Raw genomic sequence first — 17185 nt, 5'->3', positions numbered from 1 at the left:
ATCGCTGTGTTTCTTTAGGATGCTCTTCAATATGATTGAGTATGTCGCTCATGTTTCTGTGTCAAAAAAGCTTTATGATGTGATCTTACCACGAAGTGTTACTATTTTGCAAGAGGTCTAGTAGATGCTCACTGTGCTTAATTCGTAGGTGCGCACTGCGCACCTTACTAATGAGTCATGACTAATGATTAATGATTAATGACTAATGACTAATTATAACTTGCCCTTTGCCATTGCCCACTGCATCAAACCGGGGAACAACCGATAAGCTTCCGACGCGAAAAAAGCAGGGCCGACGGTAATTTCTGCACGCTGATTTTTCACAGCATCCCAGATAGCTTTAGCAATATCTTCCGGCTGAGTTACCCAGTCAGATTTTAGCATTTGGCTCATTTGCTGGCGGCGCAATTCGACTGCGGGTTCGTCTCGATCGCGAAATTGAGCTCTTTCTAAAAAATCGCTGTTAATCAAGCCCGGATGCACGGCGCAAACGTGAATGCCTTGAGGCGCTAATTCCAATCGCAAAGTTTCTGTTAAACCGGTTACTGCATATTTGCTGGCGCAATAAGCAGTCATTTGAGGCAAGGGCATTTTGCCGCCAATGGAACCAACATTGACTATCGTCCCAGTTTTTCGTTCCAGAAAATGTGGCAAAATTTCTTGAATTGTGTTAACGCAGCCCCAAAAATTGGTATTCATTAATTGCTGCCAGTCTTCGGAGGTAGTTTGCTCGATCGCCCCCGCGAGACAAATCCCAGCACTGTTAACCAAAACATCGATGTTCCCGCAGGCATCTAGGGCTTTTTGGACGATCGCGCGCACTTGTTGAATGTCGCCAACATCCCCCGCAATAGCGACAGCCGAAGTGCCTTCGCGCTGCACTTGAGCCGCTGCTGCTGCCAATCTCTCTGGCCCGCGTGCCACCATCACTACATCGTAACCTTTACTTGCAAATAACAGTGCTGTTGCTTTGCCACTTCCTTGAGAAGCGCCTGTAATCAAAACTGTAGGAGCCATAGATAGTTATAAATTGTAAGTGGGGAAATCGTTTCCTGCGCTCTTGAGACTCTAACAGAGCTAAGGTGCTTTTTGGCTCACTCTATATAGTTTTTCTTAATTATACTAATTTTTAAGGATGCGCGATTTGGCTTTTTTAACGAACCGCGAAGACGCTTATGACGCGAAGGAAGACAGTCGGAGAAGGGAATAGAATAGAAAGTGTTCAGGATTTGTGCAAAAATTGCTCTGTAAATTTTATTTTTGGTAATTACTCACATCTTGCAACATTCTCAATAAGCTTTTTATGAACAGGCAAGATGCCTGTTCCACAAAGAGTGAATTTTCTTGTGGGACAGGCATATTGCCTGTTTCTGGCAATGGTGCAACATCTCAGTAATTACCAATTACCAATTACAAAAAAAATGAATCTTCCGAAACAACCGCCGAATTGGTCGATCGCCCTATTGTTAATTATCGGTGTTTTAGCCGTATCAACTTCCTCAATCTTAATCCGGCTGGCGAACTTGAAAGCAGGCGCGGGCGGCTTTGGTTTCAGTCTGGTACTCGCCGCCTCTCGCCTGACTTTATCTGCTTTAATTTTGCTTCCGGCTTGGCCCAAAATTCAGTGGAACGCCCTGCAACCGGGAGCTCGGCGCTATGCTGCTGCTGCGGGTTTGTGTCTCGCCCTGCACTTTGCTCTCTGGATTACCTCACTTTCTTATACTTCGATCGCCGCCTCGACAGCCCTCGTCACCACAAATCCCGTCTGGGTAGCGCTGTTGTCGCGCTTCTGGTTCGGCGAAAAACTCAGCAAAATGTCGATCGCTGGCATTACTGTAGCCCTGGCTGGGGGAATGGCGATCGCCCTCGGGAGTGCGGGCGCTGAAGGTGCCGGCAACAGCCAACTTCTGGGCAATTTCCTTGCTCTGGCAGGTTCCTGGGCTGTCAGCTTGTATTTGCTTCTGGGCCGGGAAGCTCAGCGGCGGGGACTGGGAATTGGTGGCTATATCGCGATCGCCTATACTGTTGCTGCGATCGTCCTGCTGCCTCTCCCCCTCGCCTTCGACACCAGTTATACCAATTATCCGCACATTGTATATTTTTATATTTTGTTAACGGCCGCCTTGCCTCAATTAGTCGGCCACACTATTTTAAACTGGGCTGTAGTGCAGATTTCCCCAACTCTGGTAACTCTTGCTATCTTGTTTGAACCGGTGGGGGCGAGTTGGTTGGGTTATTTGCTGTTTGGGGAAGTGCCCGCGCCGGCGGTACTCGCAGGTGCTGCGGTGCTGCTGTTGGGGGTAGCAACCGCTACTGTCGGAGCAAAAAAAATCACAGTCAACAGTTAAGAGTTAACATTTTTCAACATTGCCACTACAGTTGGCGTGAGTCAGAATAAAACAAATTAGGGCTTAAAAACACAAATAACCGATCGGTGAAATATCGATTCAAAACTATCAAATGTCAGACTAAGGACTAATGACTAATGACTAATGACTAATAGACCTCTTGCAAGAATAACTAGGACGGGCAAGATGCCCGTCCCACAATTTTTTTTTTCTTGTGGAATGGGCCCCAGAGCCCGTTCCAGAATTTGATTAAAAGGATTTTTGCAAGAGGTCTAATGACCAATGATTAATGATTAATGACCAATGACTACTGACTACTGACTACTGACTACTGACTACTGACTACTGACTACTGACTACTGACTAATGACTAATGACTAATGACTAATGATTAATGACTAATGATTAATGATTAATGACCAATGACCAATGACCAATGACCAATGACCAATGACTACTGACTACTGACTACTGACTAATGACTGATGACTAAGAATACTTGGGTGCTTTTCGGAAAATAAAATTATGCTGCCAGAACAACTACAGCGCATTATCGGCTACTTTCTCGAAGAAGCCGCAGAACACATCCAAATCATCGAACAAGGCTTGCAGGGTCTGCAAAACACCGTGCCAGCTCCCCAAAGGATACATCAGCTCATCCGAGCCGCGCACTCAATTAAAGGGGGAGCAGCTATGCTCGGATTTAGCAGCATTCAGCGAATAGCCCACCGCTTGGAGGATTATTTAAAACTGCTCCGAGAATGTCCGATCGCCGTTGATAGCAGGCTGCAATCGCTGTTAACCGAAGTTTTTGAGATTTTAGCAGCCCTCGTGTCCAAGGTTTCTAAGAGTTTTGGGCTCGGCCGCGAAGACGCAAACCAAATGCTCTCCCTCGCCGAACCGGTTTTTGACGAACTCGACGCTTGCCTGAGAGTGCTGATTCCCACTCGCGTGACTGTGAGGGCTACTACGGACGAACATATTCACATTTTCTCCGGTTACTGCACCTCCCCGGGCGAATTTTCCTCGGCGATTGTCTCGCGCGTCGGTTTGCTGGGAGGCACTATTACCCGCCACGAGCACGAAGGCGAGGGCATTCGCCTTTGTATTGACATTTACCTGCCGCCTTACAGCAGGATCGAAAACATCCGCCAAGCTGTCGAACTCTCAGGCGCTATTATCGGGACTGTTCAGACGCAGCGCGACTTTTCGCTGCTGGCGGCTGGGGATTATCCGGTTTACCAAAGTGCGATCGAACCTCCGGCAATTTGCACCGGATGCCGCTACTATTACGGCAGAAGCGACGGCGGCCACCTGCTCAACTGCACGATCCATCCCGGCGGCCCGGAAACAGAAGATTGTCGCGATCGCGAACCGGAATAAGCAGTAGAAAATCTGGACTCTGAGCCCAGATTTGGAACCAGGGAAAACTTTCTTCTCAAACCAAAATTCTCCCTGATATCTTTCACATTACCCCCGGCAAAATTCTTTTTGAGTTCCTAGATAACTAACTCTTTCTCTCCCAGATAACTAAATCCTTCTTCTTTCTGAAAGCTCCACTAACAACTGATACCGCAACTCGAATTAATTGCATCATGCTTGCAGGATGAGCGATCGCCCAGACATTGATTGTCAAACAAGTGATTCCCATAACTAGCAAGATGTATGTCGGAGGCATTACTACCCCGATCGCGAACCAGGTAAAAACGTGAAATATCATTGCTGTAGCCCAAATACTGGCCACAACCGCAGACGCCCAAACTTGTATTCGAGGTCGGTTTAGTCCTGTCAAAATCGCTGTCTGCAAAGTAGTCAGCAAGTTGGCCGGAACTAAAAATGCACAGATACCTATGCAGTAGGTATAAGAAAACTCAGTAACTGTATTGAAGTCGAGCATCGGTCTAATTGTCGGGCCTGTTGGATATACTTCTTAAAGAGCTTAACGTGACTTGACTTTCAAATCTTGTCACCCTTACTTTAACTTAATATTTTCGTCAGTAGGTCGCTCTGGAGACGCATTTTTCTCCTTCTTTTCCTGCTTGTAAAATTTTACCACAAATTTAATATTTGTGGAGAATTATTAAAACTACTTGAAGAATGGCAACAATTGCTGCGATAATTAAGATCGGGTTGGGATCGCAATTGAAGAGCCCAGTCCATAGAAATATCTAGAAGGCGGGTGCCGGTCGGCAACACAGCGGCAGGCGGATTTTAGACTCAATCATGTTCGACTCGCTGATTCTGGGATGATTGATTGTCAGCGTCGGTCAAGGAATCGAGCTGATGTGCGATCGAACATGATTGAGATGATTGAAAAGCCAATTTGAACTCAAATCTAAAATCCACAGAACCCAAAGAGAAATTTTACAGCGGAAAACAAAGAAAATGGATCTACAAATCACAATCCCAGCACTCGAAGAAGTTGACTTGACAAACTGCGACAGAGAACCGATTCATATATCGGGACACATTCAGCCGCACGGGGTGCTACTTGTTGTACGAGAACCTGAACTAGAAATAGTGCAACTCAGCGAAAACACCCAAGATATGTTAGGAATTGATGCGGAAAGTGCGATCGGTCGAAATTTGAGCTTATTATTCAATCGAGTTCAACTAAAAAAACTCAACCTTTGTTTGCGTAATGAAAACTTAAAAACCGTTAACCCCATTAAACTATCTGTCACAAACAAAGGTAAATATTTAGAATTTGACTGCATCCTCCACCGAGTAGAAGAAGTATTGATAGTCGAGTTAGAATTAGCCACAAACCCAGAAAATGTTTCTGTTTTTAGTTTTTATCATTCAGTGAGAGCCACCGTCAGCAAAATTCAAAGCGCCCAAAAACTCAAAGAATTATCTCAAATAACTGTAGAAGAAGTCAGGAAAATATCGGGTTTTGATAGAGTGATGGTCTATCAATTTGACCGCGAAGGCAACGGCGCTGTGATCGCTGAAGACAAAGCAGAAAAGCTGAGTCCTTTCTTAGGATTAAACTACCCCAGCTCAGATATTCCCAAACAAGCCAGACAACTGTATGCGTTAAATTGGCTGAGGTTGATTCCAGATATTAATTATCAACCAGTCCCCATTGTTTCAGGAAACAATGCTGTTACGAATCAGCCCCTAAACCTCAGTTTCAGCGTGTTGAGAAGCGTTTCTCCCATTCACATAGAATACCTGCAAAATATGGGCGTTGCAGCTTCGATGTCAATCTCCTTAATCAAAGACAAAAAACTGTGGGGATTGATTGCTTGCCACCACTATACACCAAAACACCTCAACTATGAATTGCGCGCAGCCTGCGAATTTATCGGACAAGTAATGTCCTTAGAACTGCAATCAAAAGAAGGAAACGAAGACTACGACTACAAACTACACTTAAAATCGATTCAAACCAAGATTTTTGAAGACCTATCCACCTCCGAAAACTTGTCACAACTGTTAGTTAAATGTCAGCATAATTTGCTGGAAGCAGTCAACGCCCAGGGAGCAGCAATAGTATTTGGAGACAATTGCTATCCAGTCGGGCAAACACCTCAAGGAGAATCCCTCAAATACTTAACTCAGTGGGTGCAAAATCACCTAAAAAAAGAAATTTTTTATACAGACTCGCTGACCAAATGCTATCCAGAAGCTGAGGAATTTAAAGACACGGCTAGCGGGTGTTTGGCCATAGCAATATCGCCGACTCAGAAAATATACATTTTGTGGTTTCGCCCCGAAGTAATTAAGACCGTAAATTGGGCGGGCAACCCCAACAAATTAGTTGAAACCGATGAAGATGGCAACCCTCGACTGTCTCCTCGAAAATCCTTCGCTATGTGGAAAGAAAATGTGAAGTACAAATCTTTGCCTTGGAAACAATGCGAAATAGACGCTGCATTGGAACTGAAAAAAGGAATGATTAATATAGTGCTGTGCCAAGTCGATAAACTCGAAAAATTAAATACAGCACTAGAAGCATCAGTCGCCAGAGAACGGGAAAAAACTGCTAATTTAAAAACAGCGATGTCCGAGCTTAAGCGGGCGCAAACTCAATTGGTGCAAAGCGAAAGAATGTCAAGTTTGGGACAGTTGGTGGCGGCGGTAGCTTATGAAGTCACTAACCCGATTAACTTTATCTACGGAAATCTTAGTTATGCCAACGAATACAGTCAAAAAATGATCGATTTATTGCAGCTTTACGAGCAGCACTATCCGTCGCCTTCGCCAGAAATTCAAGCACAAATAGAAATAGCAGAATTAGAGTTTATAGTTGAAGACTTACCGAAGTTGCTGGGTTCAATGAAAGTAGGAGCTAACCGCATCAGCGAGATAGTTCAGTCGCTGCGAAACTTCTCTAGAATTGACGAAGCCCAGATTAAACCAGTTGACATTCACGACGGATTGGACAGCGCTTTGTTGATTTTGAGCAACCGACTCAAACCGAAGCCCGTGAAGCAAAGCTATCCCGTAGGGAATCGCCCAGCAATTCATCTCATCAAAGAATATGGCTCTCTGCCTTTGGTTGAGTGTTACGCAGTTCAAATCAACCAAGTATTTATGAATGTACTGGCAAATGCAATTGATGCTCTCGAAGAGGCCTTTGTCAACAATAATTTATCGTCGCACGGCGGGGGCAAAGAAGAGCCAGTTAAGTACGGACAAATTCGGATCGTGACAGAAGTTTGTCCTGGAGAAAAAGCCGTAGCAATTCGGATCGAGGACAACGGTTGGGGCATGGAAGAAAAAGTTCGCCAGAAAATTTTTGAGCCTTTTTTTACCACAAAACAGGTGGGCAAAGGTGCGGGGATAGGTTTGACAATTTGTCACGAAATTGCGGTGGAACAACACGGCGGCAAATTGAGCTGCATTTCAGCCCCCGGAGAGGGAACCGAGTTGATTATTGAGATTCCCTTGAGCCAAACTCATGCCACACCCATTGTCAAGTGAAAAAAATTCCGCGCAGGCGTTGCTATCCCGAAAGTAGGAAATCGACAAAATTCAAAAATCGAAAATTCGATTAAAATACAAAAGCAGCTAAGTAGATTTGAGCCAATTCAGAGGAAGCGACTGTGACTGAAAAAAATACCGCCCAATGGGATGCCGGCCGGTTTCTCAAAACCTTGGCTTATTTCGGCGTCATTCCCTTCATTGGCAGCATTAGCTGGCTGCAACAACTATTTGGAAGCAGCAGCAAAACTAAAAAAGACCAACCCAAACTGATACTGGTAGCCGGTGCCACCGGCGGCGTTGGGAAGCGAGTTGTTAGGCGGCTGCAACAGCGGGGATATAAAATACGCTGCCTCGTCAGAGATGCTAAAAGAGCAACAGAAATTCTCGGCAAAAATGTCGAGTTAGTCGAGGCAGATATCACTCTACCAGAAACACTTACACCGCTAGTAACCGAGGGCGTAGAAGCCGTTATCTGCTGCACCGGCACTAAAGTTCAACCGATAGAAGGAGACACCCCAAATCGGGAAAAATACTATCAAGGCATCAAATTTTATATGCCGGAAGTTGTGGATGTTCCCGAAATTGTCGAATACAAAGGGCTGAACAATTTAGTGCAAGCTGTTCGCAGCCAGCTAATTAAAGCAGGCGAAAAAATCATTTTCGACTTCACAAAACCCAGCCAAGATTTAAAAGAAACTTGGGGTGCTCTCGACGACATCGTGATGGGCGGCACTAGCGAAAGTTCGATCGTACTTACAGACAATACGGCTATATTCACAGGCAATGTTTCTACTGCCAACTCGGGCGGCTTTGCTTCGGTGCGTACCCGCAACTTCGATCCTCCGCTCAATCTCGCAGGATTTAGCGGTCTCCAACTGCGCGTTAAGGGCGACGGCAAGCGCTACAAATTGATTGTTCGCAGCGAAGCTAAATGGGATGGAATTGGCTATTGCTATTCGTTTGATACTGTTTACAATATCTGGATTACTGTCGTCGTTCCCTTCGATGAGTTAATTCCAGTATTCCGCGCGAAAACTGTTAAGGATGGCTCTAAATTTGATGCCAGCAGTATTTTTTCTTTTCAGTTAATGTTGAGCAAGTTTGAATATGACGGCGCGCTCAATCCGAAATTTACACCTGGTATTTTTCAACTGGAGTTAGAATCTATTAAAGCTGATGGGGGACAGACTTTGCCGCGATTTGTGATGGTGAGTTCGGCAGGAGTTACCCGCCCGGGCCGCCCGGGACTTATTTTGGAGGAGGAACCGCCTGCTGTCAGGATGAATGATATGTTGGGCGGAATTTTGACTTGGAAGTTGAAAGGGGAGGATTGCGTGCGATCGAGCGGCATACCTTATACTGTTGTCAGGCCTTGCGCTTTGACTGAAGAACCGGGAGGCAAAGCTTTAATTTTTGAGCAAGGAGACAATATTAAGGGCAAAGTCAGTCGGGAAGATATTGCAGAATTGTGCGTGGAGGCTTTGGAACAACCCCAAGCTTGTAATGTTACTTTTGAGGTAAAAGAGGGGGGAAATGCTAGTTCTCCCGGAGACTGGCAGGCTTTGTTTTCTGGGCTGAAATAAGATAAATGAAAGGCGAATGGAATTCGCGTCTACACAGACAAAACCCGCCTCCGCGGGTTGAATAAAAAGATCGGACGGCGGTTGAAGAGACGGCGAATGGAAGACGGCGAATGGAATTCGCGTCTACACAGACAAAACCCGCCTCCGCGGGTTGAAGAGAGGGCGGGTGTTTGGAAATTACGTTGTTTTCTTCAGTCCGCGGAGGCGGACATCGTTTGTATAGACGCGGTTTCAACCGCCGTCTGCATCTACGAACCTAGACTAATTACCAATTATTATGTATTTAAATTTCTTCCGACGCTATTCGACGCCTTATTTGTTTTTGCTGCCGGCTTTATTTATTTTGAGTTTGACTGTTTTGTGGCCTGCGGTGCAAGCTTTTTATTTGAGTTTTACCAACTACGAATATGATTTGACTCAAATGCCGCAGTGGGTGGGGTTGAAGAATTTTAACAGGTTGTGGGGCGATCGCACATTCTGGCAAACTTTAACGAATACGCTGCTGTATCTGATCTGCGTTGTGCCTGTATTGGTTGTTGTGCCGTTGGGAATGGCGATTTTGTGCAACCAAAAACTCAGGGGGATGAACTGGTTTCGAGCCGCATACTACACGCCGGCGGTGATTTCAATGGTTGTCGCCGGGATTGCTTGGAAGTGGCTGTTTGCTGAGACTGGACTGCTGAATCAGTTGGGGGAATTGTTGGGTTTACCTCCTGTTTCTTGGCTGGCCAATCCGAAGTTAGCAATCTTTAGCGTGATGGCAGTTACTATCTGGAAAGGATTGGGTTATTACATGGTGATTTATTTGGCAGGGCTGCAAGCTATTCCGGCAGAACTTTATGAGGCGGCTGCTATTGATGGTTCTGATGGTTTGGGAAAGCACTGGGATATTACTGTGCCGCTGATGAAGCCGTATCTAGTTTTGGTAGCGGTAATTTCGGCGATTTCTGCTACTAAGGTTTTTGAAGAAGTTTATATTATGACTCAGGGCGGGCCTCGCAATAGTTCTAAGACTGTTGTTTATTATCTTTACGAACGGGCTTTTAAGGATTTGGAAATTGGCTATGCTTGTACGATCGGGCTGGTTTTGTTTTTGCTAATTTTGGGTTTGTCGATTTTGCAAGTTAGCCTTCAGGGTTTGACTCGCAATGATTGAGATTTATGGCTGATTGGTAGTGACTGATATCTTGCACCATTCTCATCTCAAAAACAGGCAAGATGCCTGTTCCACAATACATCACATCTCAAGAACAGGCAAGATGCCTGTTCCACAATACATCAAATTTCTTGTGGGGTGTCCCGCCCGCCCTTCTAATTTCTACTAATTTTAGACTGGAATCTCGAAATAATGCGATCGCTCACGGCTTTGGGCAGGTCTTATTGGCGAAATCACAGCTATAAATATAGGGTTTCTGCCAGGATAGAGGAATTTCTAATAAATCCCTGGTTCCGGTCATTCCCTGTCCCAGAAAGAGCAGCACAGCGATCGAATTCAAGATCACGTGGATAGTGCGCCAGCGATTCGATCGATCTTTGTAAATATCTTGAATGATGGCAAGGGAGAAAACCATAAGCAGCGCAGCGGTGATGCCAATGTAGTAGTGAGACCAATACCATTCATTGGTTCGCCGATAAACGCCATCTTGAGTGCCAAGAATCACCAAACCAGTACCTGTTAGCGTCGCAAATATGCCCCGCCATAAAGCGGGTGTAGCTCGATAGAGCATGACCAAAGAGGCAATAGTCGCCACAAACATCAGCACAATGAAAATAACCTGAAACGAGTTTTTGCTCCAAACCTGTTCGCTCAAGATATGCTCAAAAATCGCGTAGCCTAAACCCAACAACGTCACTCCTACCACCGAACCCGACAGAATTCGACCTGCTTTGACGTGTTCTTGACCGACTACAGGTGGAATTTTGCTCTTATCCCCCGATGCAATTTGCTTCCGACGCTGCATAGTTTGCCACGCCATATTGAGAACAATACCGAGCATCGGAAAAACAATCGCTACAGCTAAAATAGGATGCAGTAAAGCCAGAAAATCTTTAAATTCCATAAATCACCTTTTTGTTGAGGAGGGTTGGCTTCATCAACCTGGTTTTTGCCATACATCATATCATATCCGGCGATCTAACCACAGTAAGTTTGTAGTCAGGACTAATAGTAATTGTTCACCCGCATAGAGAGGAATTCAGTCCTCACTACAAACAGGGTTTATGAGGGGTAATTCACCGGATATCTTGACCGATAAGAAGATATAGCAGTTGTCATTGGGGTGAGTTACAGCTTTCTCGATTACGCAATTGCCCAATTACAATTATCTTGTTTTCCCTCCTGCCAATGAAAAGTGCTGGAGGTAATGTCAGTGGTGGTTAGCGACTAATTAAGCTGCCGCGCATTTAAATTGTATATTCAGGGCGGGCGGGACGCCCACCCCACAACAGTTTGATTGTTTCTTAACATACAATTTAAATGCAGAACAGCTTACCTGCATCAATTTGAGTTTAGCGAAACAGTTCTTTGTTATTCAGAATAGCGGGCCAATTTTTGTTTGCTGAAGCAATGTGACCAGGAATATCGCCCATCCACTGTGCTTGTACTGTTTTATCGTAGTTGAGATAAAGCTTCCCATTAACGATTTTCCAGGCGTCAGGCTGGCTCACAACAAGATGCGCTTCACTGGTTCCCTGGGCGCAATATCCACCGTATTGAGGAGCATACTTTTCAGGATTTTTAGCAAACATATCACGGTTTGCTGCACTAGCAAACATCCAAGTTGTTCCACCCCAATTATGTTTAAATTGGCTAACTCCCATAACTAATTTGCTTTGGGTGAAATAGGCTACGACATCCTGACCATCAAGAGCCATACCTTTTTCGGTGTAATACTTAGGATGAACAGTTGTTGTGCTGCTTTTACCAGCGCAAGGATTGGCTTTACCAGCGCAAGGATTGGCTTTACCCGCACAAGGATTGGCTTTACCAGCGCAAGGATTGGCTTTACCAGCGCAAGGATTTTCTTTACTAGCGCAAGGATTGGCTTTACCAGCGCAAGGATTTTCTTTACTAGCGCAAGGATTGGTTTTACCAGCACAAGGATTGGCTTTACCAGCACAAGGATTGGCTTCTGCAACCTTGGATGCAACGGTTGTAGAGTTTGAGTTTGTTGAAGACTTGAAGTTGCCGTAGCTAACATTAGCTGTTACCAAACCTAGAATGGTGGCAATGGCGATCGTGGTAATGTATTTTACTTTCATGTGTCTAATTTCCAGATAAATTGTTAATAGTTCCATGCCAGATATTTGCTTGAGGCTTCTTGCTCTCTGGCAATTATTCTGGCTTTTTGTTGTCCTCAAGACTTGAGGTTGTTTACATTAACACTCAAGAAAATGAGTGCTAGATGAGGAAGAGATGGATGGGAGATAAAACTCTGAATGCTTTATACGTCCCTTTCTTCAGCAAAAATTCATCTGGGAATTAGGAACGCATCATCTAGTTGGCAGGAATGTCTTATAGAGTGGAGATTAACCCTGACTATAGCCTTTCTCAAAAAGAGGAGGCATGACTGACAGCTTACATAACCACTACACGTATAGGGCTGAAGCCCAACTACGTACCTCATCTTTCTGAGAACCGCTATATCTTTTAGTAGTGCAGTAATTTAACCGCGAGTTGAGAAATTATGACAGGAAAAAACTGGTTAGTGACTGATGATGGACAGTGCCATGTTTGTGAGACTACAAGTCAAATTGAAGATTTTGCCCATCCCTACCGACTTTACCGCTTTCTAACTGACTTGGAAGATGTATTAGACCAAATTAGTGATGATTATTTACGACTCCAGGCAATTTGTCCCCTTGTTCGCAGGTTGTTAGATAGTTCTTCCTGGTTTCAAATTGCTTTACTTGAGCCTGACTCTGAGACAGGCTGGGCAGTACAAACGCTTTATGATGAACCATTTTTTCCTCTGACTGTGCAGTTGGTTGCTTGGGCTCCGGGTGCTGTTTCCCCGATTCACAATCATGCGAGTTGGGGATTGGTGGCGCTACTTGGTGGACAGGAGAAAAATACTTTTTGGGAGCGATCGCCAACTCGCAAGTTTCCCGATAAAATCAAAACAGTGGGCGATATTTTGCTTGCTACTGGTGACATTTTGTGCTTAATGCCAGATGCGATTCATCATGTGGAATCGCTCGGAGATGAACCAACCATTAGTTTTAATCTTTATGGTGTAACAGATTACGATCGACGATTTGAGTTTAACCAGATTCAAGGCACTGCGGAAAACTTTTAAGTGAGCATCCTGATGAATTTTTCGCTCTACAGTCCTGGACGCACTCATACCAAAGAAACCGGGTTTTTTAGCGAATCTCCGATGCTCCAACGAAAGATTTCCGTAAAAAAACCCGGTTTCTGACCGTACAGTGCGTTCAGGAATAATCTAGGTGGAATTTTTCCTAATTTTAATGCTTAATTCTCCTCACTACCTGACTATATAATGAAGCTAGTTCGCCAAGTTAGAGCCGCTATTAACCATCTCACGGACAAGCGAATTTCCACCTCTTCGCTTCAGTTTCGCCTGACACTGGAATTGCTGGTGCTCTCGATTTTTGCACTTAGCAGTGTGGCATTTTGGGCCGGATGGCAAAGGTCGCAAAATCTAGTCGGCGCTCATAAAAAAACTCTGGAATACATTGGAATACGCTTTCCAGAACAGGTTGAGCTTTATAGTGAAATGGGTTCACTAGAAATTGGTTTAACCCGAAGCGTCCATAAAGCTTCCACAGGAGGAATAATGGTGTGGGTGAAGCGAAATGATGGGATGCTTTTGGTAAATTCACCTGATATGGATCTGCAATCTTCTAAGATTACGAAGATGATCTCGTTGACCGAAGTACCTGCTGAGCCGACTTTTGTTCAGGTGGGCGATCGCTATTTGGTGATTTGTAGCAGAACTCTGAGGATCAAAAATGAGTTACTGGGTACGGTATATTTCTCTCAAGATATCACTGATGAGCAACGTCAATTAAATGATGGGATTAGGAGTCTAATTGTTGTCAGTATTGTGGTAATCTTAGTGTTAATGTTGGCGATTTCCAATCGCATTCGTCATGCTCTCCATCCTTTGGAACAGATGAGTCAGGTAGCTAGCACTTTGTCTGCTGATAATTTGCAGGCGGCAAAACTCCAACTGCATCAGGCTCCCGATGAGATTTTAGGACTAGCACAAACCTTTAATGAGATGTTGTTTCGATTGTCGAGTTCTTGGGAGCAGCAACGCCAATTTGTCGGTAATGTTTCTCACGAATTACGCACTCCTCTGACGGTTGTCGTTGGTTATTTACAAAGTTTGCTGCGACGCAGCACTAACTTAAGTGACTATCAGCAACAAGCACTGGAAACAGCGGTTGGGGAAACTGAACGCACGATTCGGATGTTAGAAGATTTGCTCGATTTGGCACGGGCTGATAGCGGCAACTTGCACTTTCGTTTGAATCCGGTGATGCTGAATACTCTGGTGGCTGAGGTGGCCGAAATGAGTCAAAAAGTTAGCAATCGGAAAATTATTTTGGTGTCAAATGATGAGGATGTTGTAGCCTGTGCGGATCAGGATCGTTTACAACAGGTGTTAATTAACTTAGTCGATAATGCAATCAAGTATTCTGCTCCAGAACAACCTGTTGAGTTAGTATTAGAAAAGAAGGAACAGCAGGTGATGATTCATGTGGGCGATCGCGGAATTGGTATTTCTCTCCCCCATCAAAACCGGATTTTTGAGCGGTTTTACCGGGTGGATGAGTCAATGACGCGCTCTAGAGACGGTACAGGGTTGGGATTGGCGATCGCCAAAAGCCTGATCGAAGGCATGGATGGACGTATCACGCTCCGTTCTAAACCGGGAGAAGGTAGTATTTTTACTATCACCTTACCTATCTGGAATCCGCAGCTATGAGCGATCGCATTCTCCTTGTTGAAGATGACCCTAAACTGGCAAAGTTCATCGAATCTGAACTTAGTCTTGAAGGATATCATGTCACTGTCGCCCCAAATGGATTGGATGGATTAATGCTAGCCCGTGATGTTCAACCGGATTTATTAATTTTAGATTGGATGCTTCCGGGTATCTCTGGATTAGACATCTGTTTGAGGTTGCGATCGACTGGTATTCAAGTACCAATAATTATGTTAACAGCAAAAGATGAAGTACCCGATCGCGTGACGGGATTAAATGCTGGAGCCGATGATTATGTTACTAAGCCTTTCAGTATGGAAGAACTCCTCGCGAGAGTGAAAGCACGTCTGCGCCGAACTCAACCAAATGACCCGGATCAGCTACAATTTGAAGACCTAATCTTAAACGGTTTAACCCGTGAAGTTTATCGAGGCAGTCAACTAATTGAACTCACTGCCAAAGAGTTTGATTTGTTAGAATTTATGCTGCAAAATTCCCGTCAAGTCATTACCCGCGATCGAATTTTAGAGAAAGTCTGGGGTTACGATTTTATGGGCGAGTCAAATATTATTGAAGTGTATATTCGTGCGTTACGGATTAAGCTAGAAGTAAGTAACTCAAAACGCCTGCTGCATACTGTTCGGGGAGTTGGATACGTGTTGCGAGAGCAAAAGTGATGAGGGGCGGATTTGCAAATACTTGGCATATGAAGTGTGGACAATGCTGAACCCGCTCCTATTATACTACCTATTTTTGGGTAAAAAATAGACCTATAAATCCGGTCTTTCCTGATAATCTTCCGCAGAACTCGGGTCTAATTCCCACCGACTTTCATCTCGATGTTCCAGCATATCTGTTGTGTGCAAAATAGCTCCGTCCGCCATTTCAATGCCCGCCGCAGCTCCGAGTTCGTCAACCATATCTTGGTCGGGAGTGGGAGCGCTTCCCCCCACCAATTCCTCGCCTGTGGCACTTTCTTGTTCCGCAACAGCATCGCCCTCCTCGCCGCCGATTTGGGAACTGCTGGAACCGTATTCCGAACTGCTATCGTTCAAGGTTGTGATTTCATATTGGTTCAATCCCGGTTCAGCGATAACGCCGGTGCCGTAAGATTCGGTAATTTCTTGAGGCAAATCTCCCAAATTATCCCGTTCTGTTGTTGTTTTTGCGTTGGGTTTCTTTTGCTGTGCCACGATACTTGTCTCCTGTTTATTTTGGAATTCAATTTACTTAAAAAATTCGTAGTTTGGCGATTGGTTTTAGCTGATTTTTTTTTAGTAATTGCCAAGGGCTGTAATTAATTGAAATTATAATTGCTCTTGAAAATTTTCGCTTCTATCCCAGGAAATATATTAATTTTACTCAGCTATTTCCTTGGGAATACAAAAAGCGATCGCCCTTTGGAAATGGGCGATCGCTTTTTAATAGGGAGGCTAATTCTATTCGGGAAAATCAGGAATTACCCATTTGGGGGGTTCCGTCCGTTTCCTTCTCACCGCTTCCTCTGCTATTTCTAGCATTTTTTCCAGAGAAGTATTTTCAATAAAGTTGGACGTTGCTTCTGCGTATTCCCGCTTCGGGCACTTGTCGCCCAGAACGCAGCCATTGACGCAAGCTACAGCACAATCGACAGTGTTCTCCACCATAACTTTTTTCCTTTCGCGGTTCCAACAACTAATAGGCACGTACTCTGGGTTTATTTGTCAAGAGACTGCCCTCAATCTTTATTTTACTTAAAGAGGAGGAAGATGTCGATCGCAGTTCGCGAAACTGTTATAAAATCAAAGCAACCTACCTAATTTACCGATGTGAGTAATTTTCTGCGCCGCTTAAAACTTTTACCTTGGCGAGAAATGCTGCAAATTGCCGCCCTCGTCAACTCAATCGTGATTGGACTGGAGCTATTTTTAGCGTGGGGTTTCATGCAGTCGCGGCCATTCCGCAACATTCTGACGCTTGTCTTCGGTTCTGGGCTGGGGATATTGATACCTTTCGCTACAGCAGTGGGAATGGGAGCTTTAGCAGTTTACTTTTTAGAGTATTGGCAGCAGCAATTTTTGCTCAACCGGACTAATTTGTGGGTGTTAGCTTTGTGCGTGCTCTTGGGTTTGGTGTTAAAGTCATTCCTGCCCATACCTCCTTTTTTAGCAAGTTTATCGGAAGCTGCACTAATAGGAGTTACGGTGGGAGTTTTTTGGAAGGGCCGGCCTTATTGGCGATAGTCATGCCATTTTAGATTTTAGATTTTAGATTTTAGATTTTAGATTGGCTGTGACTGATGAATATTCGGGTTTGGGGCTTGTCTACAGTTACATTTTTTTGTGAAGATAGTATCATTAGTCAAATGTGTTGCATTATGTGC

At 44.6% G+C, this 17185-nt stretch carries 15 protein-coding genes; 9 read left to right on the top strand and 6 right to left on the bottom strand.

What is annotated here, in order from left to right; translation table 11 throughout:
• Positions 1 to 213: 213 nt before the first annotated feature.
• Positions 214 to 1017, bottom strand: a complete 804-nt coding sequence (locus tag QUB70_RS15035; protein ID WP_332981482.1) for an SDR family NAD(P)-dependent oxidoreductase — start codon at positions 1015 to 1017, stop codon at positions 214 to 216.
• A gap of 404 nt (positions 1018 to 1421) precedes the next feature.
• On the opposite strand from QUB70_RS15035, the gene QUB70_RS15030 reads away from it, so the two are divergent.
• Positions 1422 to 2348 carry a DMT family transporter gene (locus QUB70_RS15030; protein WP_332981483.1) on the top strand — a complete coding sequence of 309 codons (927 nt, stop codon included), beginning with the start codon at positions 1422 to 1424 and terminating at the stop codon, positions 2346 to 2348.
• A gap of 525 nt (positions 2349 to 2873) precedes the next feature.
• The gene (locus QUB70_RS15025) at positions 2874 to 3731 is read left to right on the top strand and encodes an Hpt domain-containing protein (protein WP_332981481.1); all 858 of its coding nucleotides are present in this window, start codon (positions 2874 to 2876) and stop codon (positions 3729 to 3731) included.
• Between the two features lie 124 nt (positions 3732 to 3855).
• Here QUB70_RS15025 and QUB70_RS15020 read toward each other — a convergent pair whose 3' ends face one another.
• Positions 3856 to 4245: a hypothetical protein gene (locus QUB70_RS15020; RefSeq protein WP_332981480.1), complete on the bottom strand. Its 390-nt coding sequence runs from the start codon at positions 4243 to 4245 to the stop codon at positions 3856 to 3858.
• Positions 4246 to 4733: 488 nt separating this feature from the next.
• On the opposite strand from QUB70_RS15020, the gene QUB70_RS15015 reads away from it, so the two are divergent.
• The 3 genes from QUB70_RS15015 (at position 4734) to QUB70_RS15005 (ending at position 10022) form a co-directional block, all read left to right on the top strand.
• Positions 4734 to 7280 carry an ATP-binding protein gene (locus QUB70_RS15015; protein ID WP_332981479.1) on the top strand — a complete coding sequence of 849 codons (2547 nt, stop codon included), beginning with the start codon at positions 4734 to 4736 and terminating at the stop codon, positions 7278 to 7280.
• A gap of 122 nt (positions 7281 to 7402) precedes the next feature.
• Complete coding sequence (locus QUB70_RS15010) at positions 7403 to 8866, top strand: CIA30 family protein (protein ID WP_332981477.1); 1464 nt, start codon at positions 7403 to 7405, stop codon at positions 8864 to 8866.
• Between the two features lie 277 nt (positions 8867 to 9143).
• Positions 9144 to 10022, top strand: coding sequence for a carbohydrate ABC transporter permease (locus tag QUB70_RS15005; RefSeq protein ID WP_332981475.1), 879 nt, complete (start codon positions 9144 to 9146; stop codon positions 10020 to 10022).
• Positions 10023 to 10224: 202 nt separating this feature from the next.
• On the opposite strand, the gene QUB70_RS15000 is transcribed toward QUB70_RS15005, so the two are convergent.
• Entirely contained in the window at positions 10225 to 10926 is a 702-nt protein-coding gene (locus QUB70_RS15000; RefSeq protein ID WP_332981474.1) for a DUF4079 domain-containing protein, read from the bottom strand.
• Between the two features lie 448 nt (positions 10927 to 11374).
• Positions 11375 to 12163 (bottom strand): YHS domain-containing (seleno)protein, encoded by a 789-nt coding sequence (locus QUB70_RS14995; protein WP_332981473.1) that lies wholly within the window; start codon positions 12161 to 12163, stop codon positions 11375 to 11377.
• Between the two features lie 389 nt (positions 12164 to 12552).
• On the opposite strand from QUB70_RS14995, the gene QUB70_RS14990 reads away from it, so the two are divergent.
• The 3 genes from QUB70_RS14990 to QUB70_RS14980 all read left to right on the top strand — a co-directional run bounded on the left by QUB70_RS14990 (position 12553) and on the right by QUB70_RS14980 (position 15500).
• Positions 12553 to 13164 (top strand): cupin, encoded by a 612-nt coding sequence (locus QUB70_RS14990; RefSeq protein WP_332981471.1) that lies wholly within the window; start codon positions 12553 to 12555, stop codon positions 13162 to 13164.
• Between the two features lie 204 nt (positions 13165 to 13368).
• Positions 13369 to 14823 carry a sensor histidine kinase gene (locus QUB70_RS14985; RefSeq protein ID WP_332981470.1) on the top strand — a complete coding sequence of 485 codons (1455 nt, stop codon included), beginning with the start codon at positions 13369 to 13371 and terminating at the stop codon, positions 14821 to 14823.
• Complete coding sequence (locus QUB70_RS14980) at positions 14820 to 15500, top strand: response regulator transcription factor (protein ID WP_332981469.1); 681 nt, start codon at positions 14820 to 14822, stop codon at positions 15498 to 15500. The genes QUB70_RS14985 and QUB70_RS14980 overlap by 4 nt, the downstream gene beginning before the upstream one ends.
• A gap of 93 nt (positions 15501 to 15593) precedes the next feature.
• On the opposite strand, the gene QUB70_RS14975 is transcribed toward QUB70_RS14980, so the two are convergent.
• Together QUB70_RS14975 and QUB70_RS14970 are read right to left on the bottom strand one after the other, a co-directional pair.
• Complete coding sequence (locus tag QUB70_RS14975; protein WP_332981467.1) at positions 15594 to 16016, bottom strand: DUF6335 family protein; 423 nt, start codon at positions 16014 to 16016, stop codon at positions 15594 to 15596.
• Between the two features lie 246 nt (positions 16017 to 16262).
• Entirely contained in the window at positions 16263 to 16469 is a 207-nt protein-coding gene (locus tag QUB70_RS14970; protein ID WP_332981466.1) for a hypothetical protein, read from the bottom strand.
• Positions 16470 to 16631: 162 nt separating this feature from the next.
• On the opposite strand from QUB70_RS14970, the gene QUB70_RS14965 reads away from it, so the two are divergent.
• The gene (locus QUB70_RS14965) at positions 16632 to 17045 is read left to right on the top strand and encodes a peptide chain release factor 1 (protein ID WP_332981465.1); all 414 of its coding nucleotides are present in this window, start codon (positions 16632 to 16634) and stop codon (positions 17043 to 17045) included.
• The last annotated feature ends 140 nt before the right edge of the window (positions 17046 to 17185 follow it).

The sequence above is a fragment of the Microcoleus sp. A003_D6 genome, from assembly GCF_036702825.1.
Classification (GTDB): Bacteria; Cyanobacteriota; Cyanobacteriia; order Cyanobacteriales; family Microcoleaceae; genus Microcoleus.
This window is presented reverse-complemented; position numbering and strand designations above follow the sequence as displayed.

Coding starts and splice junctions, on each gene's coding strand:
- QUB70_RS14995 (WP_332981473.1), bottom strand. CDS start 12,163: ATGGAACTATTAACAATTTATCTGGAAATTAGACACATGAAAGTAAAA.
- QUB70_RS14985 (WP_332981470.1), top strand. CDS start 13,369: ATGAAGCTAGTTCGCCAAGTTAGAGCCGCTATTAACCATCTCACGGAC.
- QUB70_RS15000 (WP_332981474.1), bottom strand. CDS start 10,926: ATGGAATTTAAAGATTTTCTGGCTTTACTGCATCCTATTTTAGCTGTA.
- QUB70_RS15030 (WP_332981483.1), top strand. CDS start 1,422: ATGAATCTTCCGAAACAACCGCCGAATTGGTCGATCGCCCTATTGTTA.
- QUB70_RS15025 (WP_332981481.1), top strand. CDS start 2,874: ATGCTGCCAGAACAACTACAGCGCATTATCGGCTACTTTCTCGAAGAA.
- QUB70_RS15015 (WP_332981479.1), top strand. CDS start 4,734: ATGGATCTACAAATCACAATCCCAGCACTCGAAGAAGTTGACTTGACA.
- QUB70_RS15005 (WP_332981475.1), top strand. CDS start 9,144: ATGTATTTAAATTTCTTCCGACGCTATTCGACGCCTTATTTGTTTTTG.
- QUB70_RS14970 (WP_332981466.1), bottom strand. CDS start 16,469: ATGGTGGAGAACACTGTCGATTGTGCTGTAGCTTGCGTCAATGGCTGC.
- QUB70_RS14990 (WP_332981471.1), top strand. CDS start 12,553: ATGACAGGAAAAAACTGGTTAGTGACTGATGATGGACAGTGCCATGTT.
- QUB70_RS14980 (WP_332981469.1), top strand. CDS start 14,820: ATGAGCGATCGCATTCTCCTTGTTGAAGATGACCCTAAACTGGCAAAG.
- QUB70_RS15020 (WP_332981480.1), bottom strand. CDS start 4,245: ATGCTCGACTTCAATACAGTTACTGAGTTTTCTTATACCTACTGCATA.
- QUB70_RS15035 (WP_332981482.1), bottom strand. CDS start 1,017: ATGGCTCCTACAGTTTTGATTACAGGCGCTTCTCAAGGAAGTGGCAAA.